A 16,420-nucleotide genomic window follows, 5' to 3' on the forward strand; every position below is an offset into this window, starting at 1 on the left:
CGGTTACGCGAACGCGTGGGAGCGCTATTGTGAGCCGCAAAACAATTATCAAAGTATTATCCAACTGTTGGCAAGACTGTTTCGAGCGCGGCGGCAGGCTGACAGTGGACCGATAGGGGGACCGATTGAGCGTTGGTTCGAAGGCAGGCACGGCGCCCAAAGGCAAGCGGCAGGCAAGCCGGAAGCCGCGCAATGTATGCATCGTTTCGGAGGTCGAGTTCGGCTCAACGGTGACCGCCGATCCCGGGTCGGCGACCTACGCGCTGGCGCAGCATCTGGCGGCGACCGGCGATACGGTGACGCTGCTCTGGGTGCCGAGCCCCACAGGCACCCAGCCGAACGAGCAGGAGATCGCCAGGCTCGGCAAATGGTGTTTCGACAATTTCCTGGTTCGGCTCGAATTGTTGCCGCCATCGCCCGAATTGCTGCGTGGGTACGATTCGAGCGACAAGCACTCCGTGGCCGTCTACCACTATCTCAAGCAGAACGCGTTCGATGTCGTCTATTTCGCGCTCGAAGGCGGACTGGCGCATTTCCCGACCGTTGCCAAGCGCACCGGCGTCTTTCCCGATCCTCCCGCCATCGTCGTGCTCGCCCACGAACCGCTGATGTGGAAGCTGCAGGCGAACGGTCGGGCGGTCGAGCGCAAGGAGCAGATGACCGTCGCGCATATGGAACGGATTTCGGCCGAGACCTGCGACCATCTCGTCGTCAGCGGCCAGTCACTGCTCGACTGGATGACCAAGGCGGGGTGGAAGCTGCCGGCCAGCCGCCATGTTGCCGCTCCGCTGGTGCCGGAGGAATGGCGTTCGAACTTCCACTCCGATCATTATCGGCCGCGACAGCGGCTGACCACGGAAGTGGTTCATTTCTCGGGGACCGAAGCGCGCGGCGGCCTGACGCTGTTTTGCGATGCGCTCGACCGTCTGGCCGACAGCGGCATCACCGATCTGGCGGTGACTGTCGTGGGCGCCTTCGGGCATGTGCTTGGCGAGCATTCGGGCGGCATGATCGTGCGGCGCGCGCAGCAATGGCCGTTCAAGCTCAAGCTGCTGCCGATTCGCGACGAGCCGGACATTTTCAGGTATCTGCGGCAGAGCCATGCGCTGGTGGCGATCACCCATGCGGCGGCACAGCTGCCGATGGATGTGGTGGCCTGCATCGATGAGGAGATCCCGTTCGTCGCCACCGATGTCGGCAGCGTACGCGACATGCTGCAGCCAAAGTCGGCCGATGCCGTCCTGATGGCGCCTGCCGCTTCCGCCATCGCGGCCAAAATCGCGACGGTGCTGGAAAACCGCTCGATCGTCGCGGCGAAGCCGCTGCATGGGCGCGAGGCCCGCGCCAAGGCCTGGAGCCGGCTGCACGAGAAATTCGGCCGCGAACCGCGCAAGACCGCGAGCCCGCGCCGCAGCCGGCCGCCGCTGGTTTCGATCATCACCGCGCACTACAACCGGGCGCCGCTGTTGCCGCAGGCGATCGCCTCGGTTCGCCGCCAGGACTATCCGAACATCGAATTGGTCGTTGTCGACGACGGCAGCACCGATCCGGACGCGGTTCGGCTGCTGGCGGAACTCGAACCGGAGTTCGAGCAGCGCGGCTGGCGGATCATTAGGCAAAAGAACGGCTTCCTCGGCAAGGCGCGCAACACCGGCATCCGCGCCGCCAAAGGCTCGCTGATCCTGTTCCTGGACGACGACAATGCGCTGTTCCCGAACGCCGTCAGCACGCTTGTCGCCGGCATGCAGAACTCCGGCGCCGATATATGCACGACCTTTGCCAAGTGGCTCAACGAGCCCTTCGTGCCGCCGGATACCAAGAGCGGCTACATGCTCTATTTCCCGGTCGGCGGCCCCACCGACATCGCCCTGATCACCAATCCCTATGGCGATGCCAATGCGATGTTCCGGCGCGAGGTGTTCGACAAGATCGGCTATCTCAACGAAGAGCGCGGCTTTTCCGCGAGCGATTGGGAATTCTTCCTGCGCGCCGACCTCGCCGGCCTGGAGGTCGTTACCGTGCCAGAGCCGCTCTATTGGTACCGGTCGGCGCCGACAGGCATGAACCGGAATGCCGAGTGGCTGAGGAACCGCAGGCCGATCATCGAGGTCTTCCGCAAGCACAAATTCGCGCGAACGGACATGTTCGTGCAGCTCGGCATCAGCTCGAACACGGCCAGCCACGAGAAGGACCTCAACCTCTGGAATCTGGAACTGCGGGTCAAGGACGAGCGGTATCTGAGGCTGAGCGCGGGTTCCGCCAATGCCCCGGACGCGATGCAGCTGCTGGCCGAGATCGCGGCCCGTGAAGGCCGGGCGGACACCGCGATTTCGCTGCTCGCCCATGCGGGGCGATCCGACTTTACGCTTGGCGTGGTCGACATGCTCAAGGCAGCCGCCGACGAAACCGTGCCGGAACTGCATTCCTCGCTCTATCGCGAGCACTACCTTTCCGTCGAGCCGCTGCGCCTGGCGCATGTCGGTTCACATCCGGATGCCGATGCCAATCCGCTGAGCTATGTCGAACAATCGCCGGATCAGCTGTTTCTCGAAGCCAAGGGCGGCAACATCACCATGGCCTTGCTGAAGGGCGTCTGCCCGCCGGGCGCCATCGGCGCGAGCTGCTGGGTCTATCTCGACGAGGACCTGACCGAGCCCGCGCAGTTCCAGCTGGCGATCGTCGACGCGGAAAACCAGACCTTCGGCGACCTCGCCAAGGTGCTGGAGAGCAATGGCGGGAGCGGCTGGGCGGATGTCAGCCGGGCGCACGAGGCGCGCGAGATCCAGGCGGCCGTCAGCTCGCCGTCGTTTGCCAGGCGCGACCTGCTGCTCGCGGTACGGACTGCCGGCAGCCGCGTGCTGGGAGGCTTTTCGAGCATCCAGGTTCGCCATGCGGTTTCGAACGGCGCGAGACACCCGCGTCTCAACGCGCCGCAACAGCGCCAGCGCATGCGCCGGATAACCAATGACGAGCTCAAGCATGCGGCGCTCGTCACCAACCATCCCTCCGACCTGCCGACGCTGCTCGTCGCCGGCGACAGTGGCGGCATATTCCTGCGGCCGAACACGCATGGCCCGGTCGTCGCCGCGCTCAATTCAGCCTTCCCGGCCTTTGCCAGAAGCGTCGTGGCAACGGTAGAGATCGCTCATGAGGAGGCGTCTCCTTTCGAGTTCGCCATGGCGCTGGGCAAGCCGGAGGAAAAGCTCTCCTGGAAAGGCGATGCCCCGACCGGCGCCCTCGCCTTCTCCGGATGGACACGGGTTTCGAGACCTTTCGAGCTGCAAGACTTGAAAGTCTCGATCCGCGAGATAGATCGCAAATGGCTGACGATCTATCTGGCCATCCGCCTGCCGCGCGGCTCCAAGTCGATGCCGTCCAATGCCTTCTGGCGCAAGCTGCTGCTCGTGTGGGACTGACGAACGCCGGCCGCGGTTTGCCCACCTTGCCGCAGTAAAGAGCGGGGCGTTAGACTAAGCCGCAGCAGGAGGCGCCAAGAAAATGAAGAAATCATTCATTCTTGTTCTGGCCTTTATTAGCGCTGTCGCAAGTACGGTAACTTTCAGCGCAGTCGCCCAGGAACGCGACGTTGGCCCGAACTGCACGCAGTGGAACTCCTATCGCGTCCTCTTCAAGAAGGGCGACGGCAAGATAGCGGAGGATTCCGCCAACGCGTTGAAGGCTTTCATCAAGGACGCCGGGAAGGATTGCGGCTACAGGCTCTATGCGACGGCGAGCAAAGAAGGTGGCTACGACAAGGCTGACGGCATTGCCGGCCGCAGGCTGAACGCGACCAGCGACTTCCTCAAGGTACAAGGCGTCAAGCCGGAAATGGTGCTGGCGCTCTCGCATTGGGTCGACGACAGCGCCACAAACACGAACACGGCGCGGAGCGCGATCGTGTACACCTTGCCGAAGCAAGGCATATCGTGCCGGCAATATGAGAGACGCGCAGCTGTCCAGGTCCATCTGTTTTTCGACAGCCAGTCCTCTGTGATTTCATCGCGGATCAAGAATGACCTCGAGAAGTTCGCCGCGAGCATCAAGGACTCGCGCTGCAACGTCGAACTGACGGCCTTGGCGGCCAAGGAATTCAAAGGCGCCAATGCCGCAAAGACAAACAAGGCACTGGCCAGGCAGCGTGCGAAGGCGATCGTGGACATCCTGACCGCGGCTGGGATCGACGGTGACCGGCTCATCGACACGAACGTCGAATATGTTGGCGACAGCAAGCCGAACGTCGCCAGGAATCGCCTGGCGATCGCCTCGTTGATGTAGCAAAAACATGACTGGCAACCTGAGCAGGATCGTGCGTTTGGTGGCGATCCTGAACCTTGCCTATTTCGGGATAGAATTTGCCATTGCCGTCCGGATCGGGTCCGTATCGCTATTTGCCGACAGCATCGATTTTCTGGAGGATGCGTCGATCAATCTCCTGATCCTGGTCGGGCTGGGTTGGGCGGCCCGCAATCGGGCGCGGCTTGGAATGCTGCTCGCCGGCGTACTCCTGGTCCCGGCTTTGGCCACGCTATGGACCGCATGGCAAAAGCTCCATCTTCCGGTTCCGCCCTCGCCCGTACCACTCACTCTCACGGCGATGGGTGCGATCCTCGTGAACCTGTCATGCGCACTCATGCTCGCGCGTTATCGCCATCATGGAGGAAGCCTCTCCCGCGCCGCGTTCCTGTCGGCGCGCAACGATGTCCTTGCCAACGTAGCGATCATCGCTGCCGGTCTGGTCACGGCATTCCTGTGGAATTCGGCCTGGCCCGATATCATCGTCGGGCTTGCCATCGCTGTCTTGAACGCCGATGCCGCCCGCGAGGTTTTCAGTGCCGCGAGGCGCGAGCAGGCCGAAAGTTGAATCCGACATGACACATTCAGGCGGCCTGGTTGTGATGCCTCTTCCCCGAAGATCGTGCCGGGCACGGCAATGGAACTCAGAACGTATCGAAGCGACGCTCCACCTCGCGCGCGAACATTTCCCGCTTTTCGTCCGATATGCTGTGAACGGAGTATCGCGACAGGTACAGATGCCGCACGTCCCGGCCGCACATGGTCTTCAGGCCGCGCAGCAGCACCTTCTTTCCGGGGTTCTGCATATAGAGTTGGGTGTACCACCACGGCGACCCGCATGTGGTGACCACGCCCATGCGGCGGATATTGAGCAGCGAAGGCTTGATCAGGCCGTCATCGGGCGGCACCTCGTAAGCGATGCCTGGGCGCCATACGCGATCGAAATAGCCTTTCAGTATGGCGGGCATGCCCGACCACCAGGTCGGAAAGCAGAAGACGCATGCCTCTGCCCATAACAGCGCATCGACATAGACCTGCAGATCCTTCGGCACCTGGGAGGGATCGTAATGGCCACGCCATTCCTCGGGCAGCATCGCCGGATTGAAACCCATCTTGTACAGGTCGAAGTCGATGACTTCGTCGCCTCTCGCCTTGAGCGTCTTGACGATGCGCTGGTGAAGCGACGCCAAATAGCTGTCAGCCGCCGGGTGCGCGTAGAGTACGTTGACCTTCATCGGATGACGCCCTCAAGCCTTCCACCTCCGAAGGTACTAGTCGAAGCTAATAGGCTTGCCTAGCTGCCGAGGCACGCCCTTGCGTTTGGCGTCATCCTTGCCGCTTCGGCTAGGCCACGCAGATCCCCGGCACCGCGACCTTCTCGAACAGATGCGGCGACGCGACGGCCGAGGACGGATAGGCCGAGATCTTCGCCCTGAACTGCGGATGCGTGAAGGCGGCACGGAAGGCGGCGGTCGATTCCCACACGGCATAGTTCAGGTAGGTCGGGCTGTCGCCGATCGCGCGGTGAAGCTGGGTCGAGATGAAGCCCGGCTGCTGCTTCATGAACACGGCGTCGTCCTGCCAGACGTCGAGGAAGGTCTGCTCGTCGGCCTTGTCGAGCGTGAAGACGTTCACCAGCACGACGGCGGTGGCATCGATGGCGACCTGGCGGTCGATCGGGAAAGCGGGGTCGAGGGGGCGCATATGGGTCATGAGGGTTTCCTTCAATTGGTGTTATGATGTCAATCTGTTACGATGCCTACATATGCATTTGACAACATGATGTCAATATCGATACAAGGTGACAAATGTCCAGCACGAAACGAACACCGCCCGGCAAGGCCTTGAGCGACCTCATCCTTGACCTGTTCAGGTTGAACAGCCGCATCAGCGCGGCCGGCGACAGGCTGGTCGCAGATCTCGGCCTGACCAGCGCTCGCTGGCAGGTGCTGGGCGCCATCGTCGCCGCCGCGCATCCGCAGCCGGTGGCGTGGCTGGCGCGGGATCTCGGCGCAAACCGCCAGAACGTGCAGCGCATCGTCAACGATCTCGAAAGCGAAGGGCTGGTCGCCTTCAGGGTAAACCCGCATCACCGGCGGGCGCAGCTTGTCGTGCTGGCCGACAAGGGGCGTGCAGCCTACGACGCGGCCATGCGCCTGCAGGCCCCCTGGATCAACAACCTCGCCGACGGGCTTTCGGTCGAGGACATCAACACCATGCACGGCGTGATCACGGCGCTGCGCAAAAAACTGGAAGGCAACGACGACGCTGAAGAGCAGAGCTGACCGCTGCGGAACGGTGGCTGTTCCATCCACTTGCTGAGCGCCGTCCCGATCCTGGCGCTGCTCGGTTCGCAGGATCGCCGGCTTTGGACCGCCCGAGCCGGCTGACGATGGCGCGGCTCCGTTGCCAAGCGCGCCGATTTCGCGCAACGGTTCCGCCAACCGCAATCACCGCCGTGGGCTTGCCGATGCCAATGTCCCGTGCCCGATAGCACTGTCCTCGTTACCGGAGCGCGCGCGCCGGTGGCGCTGCATCTGGCGCGGCTGCTGCATGGCGCCGGGCGACGCGTGATCCTGGCCGACACCCCTGCCCGGCCGATCGCCGCCGCCAGCATAGCCTGCGCGCTCTATCGCCGCCTGCCGCCGCCGCGCTTCGAGCCGGCGGCCTATGCCGAGGCCGTCGAGGCGCTGGTGCGCGCCGAAGGGATTGGCCTGGTCATCCCGACCTGCGAGGAGGTTTTTCATCTGGCGCTCGCCTGGCGCGGCCGCGCGATCTCGGCGCGCCTGTTCGCCCCCGGAATCGAGCTGCTTGCCGAGGTCCACAACAAGCATGCCTTCATCCGGCTGGCCGAACGGCTTGGCCTCGCCGTGCCGCAAACGACGCTGCTGCAATCCAGAGCCGATCTGGAAGCGGTGCGCGGCCGCGCGCGCGAACTGGTGTTCAAACCGGTATGGTCGCGCTTCGCCAGCCAGGTGCTTTTGCGCCCCTCGCCCGACGAACTCGATGCCGTCAACCCCTCGCCCGCCATGAAGTGGGTAGCGCAGCGTTTCGTGACGGGCGAGGAGATCAGCGCCTATGCGGTGGCGCGCGCGGGCAAGCTCAAGGCGTTCGCGCTCTATCGCTCGCTCTACCGTGCCGGCAAGGGCGCCGGAATCTTCTTCGAACGGATCGAGGATGTCTGGGCGCGCGAGCTGGTCGAGCGCATCGCCGGTGGCACGTCATGGACCGGGCAAATCTCCTTCGACCTGATGCGGCAGGCGGACGGAACAGTGCTGCCGCTGGAGTGCAACCCGCGCGCCGTCAGCGGCCTGCATTTCTTCCGCGATCCGGCGCGCTTCGCGGACGCCGTGCTGGGAGACGGGCCCGAGGTCAGACCCGATGTCACCGCGCCCCAGACAGTGCGGCTCGCCATGTGGATCTACGGGCTGCCGGCGGCCTTGCGCTCCGGTGGCCTCGGCCGCTTCAGCAAGGCGATGCGCGGTGCGGAGGAACTGCTCGACTGGCCCGGCGATCCTGCACCGGTCAAGGCGCAGTGGCCGGCGCTGGCCGAGATCGCCGGCATCGCGCTTCGAGGACGCATCGGCCTGCAGGCGGCGTCAACGCGCGACATCGAATGGAACGGGCCTGAGGAGCTCTTCTGAGGTCCGGCCCGAAGGAACGACACGCCGAGTTCTCCAATGCACCGTCTAAAGCTCGATCTGGTGCACGCGCGGCTCTTCCGCTGCCGGGGGCAGCTCGCCCGCGATGATCGCGGCGATGTCTCGGCGCAGGAAATCGAGCGGCCCGATCACCGGCAGCGCTGGCGGGGCAAAACGGGCGTTGTCGCTCGCCGATTTCAGCACGCGGCGATCCTGCTGCAACGCGATGTTGAACAGCGGTTTGAAGGCAAGCGCCTTGATCCCGCCGAACCAGCCCTGGCGCGGGCCGATCAGCCAGTCGACGCCCTCGACGGTGCGCTCGTCGGCCTGGCGCAGATGGAAGGTGGTGGCGAGCGCAAGCCCATCCTTGCCCCAATATTCGAGTTCGGCGATGCCGGGGTAACGGAAGCGGCCGATGGTTTTCGCGCGCTCGCCTTCCAATAGCCGGCTGATCAGCCCCTGCTGTCGATCCTCGCCGGTGTAGCAAGCCTCGACCCAGCCCTCGCCGCCGGTCACTTCGACGCGCACGAGATGGCGCTTCGAACCCAGGCCACGCAGCAGGCCCTTGTGGGTGAAGTGGGTGTGGGTGGCATCGAGGATGTTTTCGGCCGCGTCGATCACCGTCGATTGCGTCGAGCTGCGCACCCGCCGCACGACGACGTTCTTGCCCTGCATGCAATGGAGATAGGGTTCGGCCTCGGGCGTGCCCGACGAGACGAAGACGACGCCGTCGCGCTCGATGGCGCCAAAGCGGCGCACCCGGTAATGCGGCATCTCGCCGACATGACCGGGGATGGCGGTGCAGCGCCCTTCCCCGTCATAGCGCCAGCCGTGATAGGGGCACTCGATCTCGCCGCCGACGAGCTTGCCGGTCGACAGTTCGACCAGCCGGTGCGGGCAGCGGTCGAACAGCGCCGCAATGCCTTGCGCCGAGCGGAACAGCACCAGCGGCTGGCCGTCGAACAGGATGCGCTTCGGCTTGCCCCTGATGTCGCCCGACAGCGCCACGGCCTGCCAGTGATCCTTCCGCTTTTGGCGCTCGCTCAAAGTTCGAACCTCCTGAGCAGGGGAATGCCTACCCGCGCCAGCACGGTTTCCATGACGCGGATCGCCACGCGTCGGCGACGCGGCAAATGACCGGCATAGACGGCGTTGTATTCGATCGCCGCGACGGCGCCGCGCCGTCGCTTGAAGCTTGCGGCCCCGGCGCTCATGTTGAAGAACAGGCCGCGCGCCGTGGCATGGTCCTGCGCCATCGCCATCACCATGCGATAGAGGCCCTCCTCTATCGGCAGCCCGGTGTCGTAGCCGACGATCGGCTGGGTCAGCGTGCCGCCGTTCTCGAACAGGCCGGTGACGGCGACGAGTTCGCCGCCCGGCCGACGCAGGCCGACCAGGCTGAGAACGCCGCGCCGGTGCATCTCGGCGATGTAGCGAGCGGTGTAGTGCGGGTTGAGCGGCGTGTATTTTTCCAGATAGAGCATGCTGTAGAGCTGTTCCGCGCGCGCATAGTCGGGATCGCTGAAATCGGCATCGCCGACGCGCTTGAAGGGCGTGCTGCCGAGCCGCTTGCGGTCGCGCTTCATGTCGTTGCTCATGGCCGGCGCCGAACCGCGGTCGGCGAAGATGTAGATCTGGCGCGCCGCCAGCATGCGAAAGCCTTCCGCTTTCAGCGCCGCGATGGTGGCCGGGTCGGCGATCTCGTTCAGCGAACGGATGACGATGGCGCGGTCCGGGAAGCGCGCCGCAAGGTCGGCGCGCAAGGCGGCGATTGCGGCACGGTCGAGCAGCGGCACCGGGTTGGTCGAGTAGAGCCAGTTGTTGAGCTGAACCTGATGGTCGAGGCCGCTCGCCCGCACCAGCGGCGCGCAGGCGCCGATCAGCGCCTTGAGCGAGCGCCGCAGCGACGGGTGCGCGATGAAGTTGCGCGTCTCGTCGACGGCATAGTCGATATAGGCGCCGGACGGGCAGCAGATGTAGCAGTTGGGCGCGTCGCTGGTGTCGTTCAGCGTCAGCGGGAAGGTGCGGCCGGCGACCTCCACGCTTTCGACCGACGTGGTAAGGTTGGCAACGAGATCGCGTACCGGCACGTCGTTGAAGAGCCGGACGAAAGCCTCGACCTTGCCGGGGCTGTTCTGGACCCGGTCCGCCTGCTGAAGCGGCCTCTCCATCATGGCGGCCGGGCTCACGGCGCCACTCCCAGCCGGCATTCGACGCGGCGCAATTTGCGGTCGGTCTCCAGCGGCAGCGGCGCCCGCACCAGATCGACCGTCGCCATCGCCTTGCGCGCCGCGAGCAGCGCGAGCACCGCCTGATGCGCGGCAGTCGCCGCCTCGTCGGCGAGATCCGGCGCGAGCCTCAGCTCAATGGCATCGGTCGCCGACTGCACCAGCCGGAAATCGTCGATGCGACGGTCGGCCTTGAGCACCGCATTGCGCAGTATGTCGGGGGTGAGCAGGACCTGGCCGGCGGCCGATTCCAGCCGGAAGACGTCGTCCATGCGGCCAACGATCTCGTCGACGCAGCGCAGCGGCGAACCGCATTTGCAAGGCTGCTCAGAGAGCCGCAACAGGTCGTTCATCCGGTATCGCGCCATGATCTGGGTCTGACGACGGAAGGCCGTGACCAGCGGCGTCACCAGCCCGTCGCCGGCCGGCTCGAATTCGAAGAACACCGAATCCTCGGCGAGATGCAGGCCGCCCTGCCGGCAGGTCACCGCGAACAGGCCCTCCGTCGCCATGTAGATCTGGTCGAGGGGCAGCCGGAAGAAATTCTCGATAACCGGACGGTCGACCGGATCGAGCGTCTCGGCGGCCGAGAGGACGCGTTGCGGCGAGAGCCGAAAGCCCGACGCCGCGAAATGCCGCAACATCTTCGGCGGCGCGATGATCACCGTTGGCTGAAAGTCCTCGAGCGTCGCGCGCCAATGTTCCGGGCCGAGCGTCAGGCCGAAGAAGCGCAGGTCGATGCGCCGCGATTTGCGGGCGCTGTCGTACAGTCCCGTGTTCTGCGGCAGGATGACGGCGACGCGCATTCCGCGCCACAGAAGATCGGGTGCCGCCTTGGCGAGGAGCGTACCCAGCCAGCGGTATTTTTCCGCCTCGGAGATGACGAACAGGCCGCGATTGCCGGATGTACCGGTACTCGCGCCAACCGTCAGGTCGCCGAGGCGGCAGTCGGCGGAAGCGGCGGCCCAGGCATCGCGGGCCGACACGCCGCCGATATTGAAGCGCTCGAAATTCGCCATCAGCAGCGCCTTGTCGGTCACAGGCAGGTCGCCGAGCTGTCGCGGCGCCTGGCCATAGAACGGCGCCAGCGGCAGGTCGTGGTCGAGCCAACGACGCAGGGTGGCCGCTTGCCAGCGCTCGAAGGCCGGCCGGCTTTTGCGCGAAACCCAGCGCGTCAGCACGAAGGAACCGATGGCTTCCGTGAGCCCGTTCATCCGGCCCCCGCCGCCAGTTCGTGCGCAGTCAGGTCGTACTGCGTCATAGCAGGGTCGTGGCAGAGCATCACCTGTCCACCCGCCGCCTGGAAGCGACGCAGCGTCTCGCAGGTCGGGCCGATGACGGCAACATCCTCGGCGATGAGGCTGGAGGGAAAGCCGGGGGCGCGCTTCGGATCGAGTGCGGCGAGCAGCCATTGCGCGTCGACGGCATAGAGCAGCGGCCGCTCCAGCCCGGCGAACAAAAGGCCGAACTGGCCGTCGGCATGGCCGGGCAGATCGACCGCCACGACGCTCCCGTCGCCGAAGAGATCGGCTCCGCCTGGCACGCCGCCGCGCGTGTCGATCCGCCGCTTCATGGACAGCCCGTCGAGCCTTGCCTCGAAGTCGGCCGGGAAGAGTTCGGTGAAGACGCCGTGGCGGAGGTTCTGCCTCGGCGTGCGCGCCTTGACGCGAGCCCAGGCGGAGCCGCTGGCGATGAAACGGGCGTTGGGAAACAGCGACAGACCCGAGATGTGGTCGGCGTGGAAATGGCTAACGATGACGGCGCGGACATCGCCGGGCGCAAGGCCGAAGCGCTGGAGCACCGTCAGCACCTGCTCGGTCGCGTTGAGTTCAGGCCTGAGCACCGCTCCGTAGAGGCGCAGCATCCAGCCGCGCCCCTCGCCCGTGACAGACTCCGGCGTGTAGCCGGTGTCGACCAGCACCGGCCCGGCCTGCGGATGCAGGATCAAGCCGTAGCGGACGCGCAGCCGCACACTGTGCCAGCCGCCGCCGCGCAGGATCAGCCGTTCGGCGGCACTGACCCAGGCACTGTTGGCAAAGTGGACCTTCATGCCGGGCCTCCGCCGGCGAAGGTGCGGTCGAGCCCCTGCGCGAAGGGGATTTTCGGCGCCCAGCCGAGCAGGCGGCGCGCCTTGGCGAGGTCGAGACTTTGCGCGTAGGCGAAGAGGCCGAGCCCATAGCGCGTCACCGGCGGCTCGGGACGGCCGGGAAGAGCGAGCGCTACCGCCTCCATGGCGCCGGCGGCCAGCATCGCCGGCCAGAGCGGCATCCGCCGCCAGCGCGCTGTGATACCGGCGCGGGCGCAGGCCTCGTCGGCGATGCGGCGCACCGGCAGCGGCTCGCCGCCCGAGACGTTGAAGACCTCGCCTTCCGCCTCCGGCGGCGCCGCAAGCGCCACCATCACCGCATCGACGACATCGTCGACATGGGTGAGATCGATGCGGGCGCGGCCGTCGCGGAAGACCGGCAGCGGGCGGTTCTTCGCCGCCTTGATGAGGCGCGGCAGCAACGCGCGGTCGCCGGCGCCGTAGATGCCGCGCGGCCGCAACACTACCGGGTGGATGGCGGGCGCCGCCAGCACCAGCCGCTCAGCCTCGCGTTTGGTGCGGGCATAATGGTTGACCGGATCGGGCAAGGCGGCGTCCTCGGTGAGACCGAGCTGGTCGCGAAAGGCGAAGCACACGGACGGGCTTGAAATGTGGACGAAGCGGCTCACACCTTGCCGGGCCGCGAAATCGAGCAGGTTTTTCGTCGCCGTGACATTGGCCGCCTCGAAATCCGCCAGGCGCCCGAAAGGCGCGGAGAGTGCCGCGCAATGGATGATCCGCTCGACCCTGCCCAGTCTCGGATCGAGCGCGCTTTCGAGCGGCCGCGACAAGTCATGGCGGATGATCCGATGGCCGGCGGCCTCCAGCGCAGCACAACATGCCGCATCGCGGCCGAGCCCGAGCGCCAGCGTGCCGGACGCGGCCAGCCTTGCCAGCACATGGGAGCCCAGAAAGCCGCTGGCGCCGGTGACGAGCACGGCCATCGTCAAACCTCCAGCGCCATGCCGCCGAAGGACACGCCGGCCGAGGTGCCGAGGAACAGCAGCCTGGCGCCCGACGCGATCCGGTCCCCGCGCCGCGCGACATCGAGCGCGAACGGAATGGAGGCGGCGATCTGGTTGCCGTAGCGGGCGGAGATGTCGACGAGTTTTTCCGGCGCGAAGCCGGTCTGGCGCGCCATATGCGCCAGCGCGAACGGGCTTGCCTGATGCGGCACGACGAGGTCGACATCCGCGTGCCGCCAGCCGGCGCGCTGCAAAAGCTCGGTTACGAAGCCGCCGAAATGGCGCGCTGTGACGCGGAACAGTTCCTTGCCGTCCATGTGGAACAGGCTGTGGCGGGCGAATTCCTCCGGCTGGCGATGGAAGTCGAAACGCGTGCCGCCCGAGCCGATGCCGCAGGCCTCGTAGGCCGAAGGATAGGTGCGCATCAGATTGGCCACCACCCTGCCCCCGCCCGGCCCTGCCTTCTGCAACACCGCCGCCGCCGCGCCGTCGCCGAAGAGAGCGGCGACCTCCGGCTGGTCGCGCCACGGCAGCGCGCGCGAGGCGACCTCCGAGGAGAACACCAGCGCCGTGCTGAATTGCCCGGCCTCGATCAGGCGCGAAGCGGTCTCGAAGGCGGTGAGGAAGCCGAGGCAGGTGCTGTTGACGTCGAAGGCGGCGGCCGAACCGTCTGGCAGGCCAAGGCGCTGCATGACGAGTGGCGCGGTCGCCGGCAGCGGCTGATACGGCACGCCGCAGCCGCCGATGATCAGATCGACCTCACAGGCTTCCAGCCCGGCATCGGTCAGCGCCAGACTGGCCGCCGCGCAGGCCAGATCGATCTGCGATTCGCCTTCGCAGACGTAGCGCTCGACGACACCGGTGGCGGCTTCGAGCCGACCTTGGGCAAGGCCAAGCCGTTCCTCCAGCGCGCGCGAGGTCACGCACTGGGCCGGCACCGCCCCACCGGTTCCGATGATCTTGATACGCATTCTCAACCCGCCGAATGAGTTCGCGTCTATCTAATCCATAAAGCGGATCAGGGGCGATGGCCATGATGGTGGCCCAAGGGTGGGAGCTATCCGGGGGGCTCGCATCGCCCCAGAAATCGTCTATCGGCGCCGCGCCGACGTTTCCTATCTAATGATTGGCGCCCATCAGTATGGAACCTACGCCTTGCGCTCCCAGCGCCGATCCGGCGTCTGCTGCCAGTAGGTCACCGTGTGGCCGGCCTCCTTCATCGTTTTCCAATGGCTGCGCGCCCCATCCAATTGCGCGGCGTCATGGCCGTCGAACAGGAAGACGGCGCGCTCGTAGCCCGAGAGGTCGGCAGGCGCCGCGCCGTCGACCAGGAAACGGATCTGCGCGGCATTCGGGTTGCCCTCGCCGGTGGTGAGCAGGATCGGCTGCTCGCCCGGATAGGCTTCACGGTCGGTGGCATGCGCCAGGAAGGAATCGTCGCGGAACGTCCACAGATGCTGGTCGAGCGCGTCGCGCCGCTCCTCGGTGCCGGTCTGCACGACGGCGCGCCAGCCGCGGTCGACGCTGCGCTCGAGCAGGCCGGGCAGCGCCTCCTCGAGCGTCGATTCGGTCAGGTGGTAGAACAGGATCTCGGCCATGATCGCGCCTCGAACGGCCTTACCCCTCGTAGTGGTCGCGCACGAGACGGTCGAGCAGCCGCACGCCGAAGCCCGAGCCCCAGGACTGGTTGATCTCGCTCGGCGGCGAGCCCATCGCCGTGCCGGCGATGTCGAGATGCGCCCACGGCGTCTCCTTGACGAAGCGCTGCAGGAACTGCGCGGCGATGATGGCGCCGCCGTAGCGTCCGCCGATGTTCTTCATGTCGGCGTTCTTGGAATCGATCAGCTTGTCGTATTCGGCGCCGAGCGGCATGCGCCACAGCCGCTCCTGCGTCGCCTGCCCGGCGCCGGAGAGCCGGTCCGCCAGCTCGTCATTGTTGGAGAACAGGCCGGCATAGTGCTGGCCGAGCGCGACCATGATGGCGCCGGTCAGCGTCGCCAGATTGACCATGAATCTCGGCTTGAAGCGGTCATTGGTGTACCAGAGCGCGTCGGCCAGCACGAGGCGGCCTTCGGCATCGGTGTTCAGAACCTCGATGGTCTGGCCCGACATCGAGGTGACGATATCGCCGGGGCGCTGGGCGTGGCCGTCGACGGCATTCTCGACCAGGCCGATGACGCCGATGACATTGGCCTTGGCCTTGCGGGCGGCAAGGGCGTGGATGAGCCCGGTGACGGCGGCGGCACCGCCCATGTCGCCCTTCATCTCCTCCATGCCTGAGGCCGGCTTCATCGAATTGCCGCCGGTGTCGAAGGTGACGCCCTTGCCGATGAAGGCGACCGGCGCGTCCTTGGCCTTGCCGCCCTTCCAGTGCATGACCGCCATGCGGGCGCCGCGCGGCGAACCCTGCGCGACGCCGAGCAACGAGCCCATGCCGAGCTTCTTCATCTCCTTCTCGGTCAGAATCTCGACCTCGACGCCGAGCGCCTCCAGGTCCTTGGCGCGCGCGGCGAACTCCACCGGGCCCAGCGTGTTGGCGGGCTCGTTCACAAGATCGCGCGCGAGAAGCACGCCGTCGATCACCGCCGCCTCGTCGGTGAAAGCCTTCTTTGCCGCGGCGGGATCGGCGCAGTGGATGGTCACCTTGACCGGCTTCTTCGGCTCGTCCTTGTCCTTCTTGGTCTTGTACTTGTCGAAGGAATAGCTGCGCAAAAGGATGCCAGCGGCGAGGTTCGCGGCCTGCCTGCCGCCGGCCTCGGCGCCCGGAACATCGAGCACGACGGCGACTTCCGTCGCCTTGCGCAGCAAGGCCGCGATGGTGCCGCCCAGCCTCAGCCAGGCCTGGTCGTCGAGGGCGGCGGCCTTGCCGGCGCCGACCGCCACCAGGCGGTCGAGCGAAGTCCCCTCCGGCGCCAGCACCTCGGCGACGGTGCCGAACTTGCCGGAAAAGTCGGCCACCGGGAACGCGCGCGCGAGCGCGCCGCCCGGATCGCAAGCCTTGCCGGCTTCGCCAACGGCGCCATCGTCGGCCGCCAGCACGAAGGCGCTGCCCTTTTTCGGCGCGGCAAATTTGGCGAAGGCAATCGAAGGTGTCGAAGTCATCAGAACCTGCTTTCGGGGATAGGCGCCGCACAACGGCTTTCAAGAGTGCGCGACATTTGGTCGTTTTCCATCATTTGGCAAGACTTTGGCCGAAATCGCAGCCTA

General features: G+C 66.0%; 15 protein-coding genes. 5 read left to right on the plus strand and 10 right to left on the minus strand.

The genetic code is table 11. From position 1 onward, the window contains the following. Positions 1–125 precede the first annotated feature (125 nt). The 3 genes from EN846_RS11295 to EN846_RS11305 all read left to right on the plus strand — a co-directional run bounded on the left by EN846_RS11295 (position 126) and on the right by EN846_RS11305 (position 4,861). A complete protein-coding gene (locus EN846_RS11295) occupies positions 126–3,416 on the plus strand; it encodes a DUF6212 domain-containing protein (protein WP_128346258.1) in 3,291 nt (1,096 codons plus the stop codon). A gap of 82 nt (positions 3,417–3,498) precedes the next feature. Beyond that, positions 3,499–4,275, plus strand: a complete 777-nt coding sequence (locus EN846_RS11300; protein ID WP_127392977.1) for an OmpA family protein — start codon at positions 3,499–3,501, stop codon at positions 4,273–4,275. A 7-nt stretch (positions 4,276–4,282) separates the two neighbouring features. Continuing rightward, positions 4,283–4,861, plus strand: a complete 579-nt coding sequence (locus EN846_RS11305) for a cation transporter (protein ID WP_127392978.1) — start codon at positions 4,283–4,285, stop codon at positions 4,859–4,861. A 76-nt stretch (positions 4,862–4,937) separates the two neighbouring features. On the opposite strand, the gene EN846_RS11310 is transcribed toward EN846_RS11305, so the two are convergent. Both EN846_RS11310 and EN846_RS11315 read right to left on the minus strand, forming a co-directional pair. Next, positions 4,938–5,528 (minus strand): NAD(P)H-dependent oxidoreductase, encoded by a 591-nt coding sequence (locus tag EN846_RS11310; RefSeq protein WP_127392979.1) that lies wholly within the window; start codon positions 5,526–5,528, stop codon positions 4,938–4,940. Positions 5,529–5,637: 109 nt separating this feature from the next. Beyond that, entirely contained in the window at positions 5,638–6,006 is a 369-nt protein-coding gene (locus tag EN846_RS11315) for an antibiotic biosynthesis monooxygenase family protein (protein ID WP_127285222.1), read from the minus strand. A 95-nt stretch (positions 6,007–6,101) separates the two neighbouring features. Here EN846_RS11315 and EN846_RS11320 point away from each other — a divergent pair, with 95 nt between their 5' ends. Together EN846_RS11320 and EN846_RS11325 are read left to right on the plus strand one after the other, a co-directional pair. Then, positions 6,102–6,578 carry a MarR family winged helix-turn-helix transcriptional regulator gene (locus EN846_RS11320; protein ID WP_127392980.1) on the plus strand — a complete coding sequence of 159 codons (477 nt, stop codon included), beginning with the start codon at positions 6,102–6,104 and terminating at the stop codon, positions 6,576–6,578. 198 nt (positions 6,579–6,776) lie between these two features. Continuing rightward, entirely contained in the window at positions 6,777–7,937 is a 1,161-nt protein-coding gene (locus EN846_RS11325; protein WP_128346259.1) for a hypothetical protein, read from the plus strand. 45 nt (positions 7,938–7,982) lie between these two features. On the opposite strand, the gene EN846_RS11330 is transcribed toward EN846_RS11325, so the two are convergent. From EN846_RS11330 to EN846_RS11365, 8 genes are all read right to left on the minus strand, one after another. Next, positions 7,983–8,981 (minus strand): Rieske 2Fe-2S domain-containing protein, encoded by a 999-nt coding sequence (locus EN846_RS11330; RefSeq protein WP_127392981.1) that lies wholly within the window; start codon positions 8,979–8,981, stop codon positions 7,983–7,985. After that, positions 8,978–10,123: a GNAT family N-acetyltransferase gene (locus EN846_RS11335; RefSeq protein ID WP_245493339.1), complete on the minus strand. Its 1,146-nt coding sequence runs from the start codon at positions 10,121–10,123 to the stop codon at positions 8,978–8,980. Before EN846_RS11335 ends, EN846_RS11330 begins: the two co-directional genes overlap by 4 nt. Continuing rightward, on the minus strand, positions 10,120–11,376 hold the full coding sequence (locus EN846_RS11340; protein ID WP_135858045.1) for a F390 synthetase-related protein: 1,257 nt from the start codon (positions 11,374–11,376) through the stop codon (positions 10,120–10,122). Before EN846_RS11340 ends, EN846_RS11335 begins: the two co-directional genes overlap by 4 nt. Beyond that, the gene (locus EN846_RS11345) at positions 11,373–12,212 is read right to left on the minus strand and encodes an MBL fold metallo-hydrolase (protein WP_127394192.1); all 840 of its coding nucleotides are present in this window, start codon (positions 12,210–12,212) and stop codon (positions 11,373–11,375) included. Before EN846_RS11345 ends, EN846_RS11340 begins: the two co-directional genes overlap by 4 nt. Then, complete coding sequence (locus EN846_RS11350; RefSeq protein ID WP_127394191.1) at positions 12,209–13,192, minus strand: NAD(P)-dependent oxidoreductase; 984 nt, start codon at positions 13,190–13,192, stop codon at positions 12,209–12,211. The genes EN846_RS11345 and EN846_RS11350 overlap by 4 nt, the downstream gene beginning before the upstream one ends. 2 nt (positions 13,193–13,194) lie before the next feature. Continuing rightward, complete coding sequence (locus EN846_RS11355) at positions 13,195–14,184, minus strand: 3-oxoacyl-[acyl-carrier-protein] synthase III C-terminal domain-containing protein (protein WP_135858047.1); 990 nt, start codon at positions 14,182–14,184, stop codon at positions 13,195–13,197. A 177-nt stretch (positions 14,185–14,361) separates the two neighbouring features. Beyond that, positions 14,362–14,811 carry a DNA polymerase III subunit chi gene (locus tag EN846_RS11360; RefSeq protein ID WP_127392418.1) on the minus strand — a complete coding sequence of 150 codons (450 nt, stop codon included), beginning with the start codon at positions 14,809–14,811 and terminating at the stop codon, positions 14,362–14,364. Positions 14,812–14,830: 19 nt separating this feature from the next. After that, positions 14,831–16,315 (minus strand): leucyl aminopeptidase, encoded by a 1,485-nt coding sequence (locus EN846_RS11365; RefSeq protein WP_127392417.1) that lies wholly within the window; start codon positions 16,313–16,315, stop codon positions 14,831–14,833. Positions 16,316–16,420: the final 105 nt, after the last annotated feature.

Source organism: Mesorhizobium sp. M4B.F.Ca.ET.203.01.1.1 (genome assembly GCF_004791025.1).
Classification (GTDB): domain Bacteria; phylum Pseudomonadota; class Alphaproteobacteria; order Rhizobiales; family Rhizobiaceae; genus Mesorhizobium; species Mesorhizobium abyssinicae.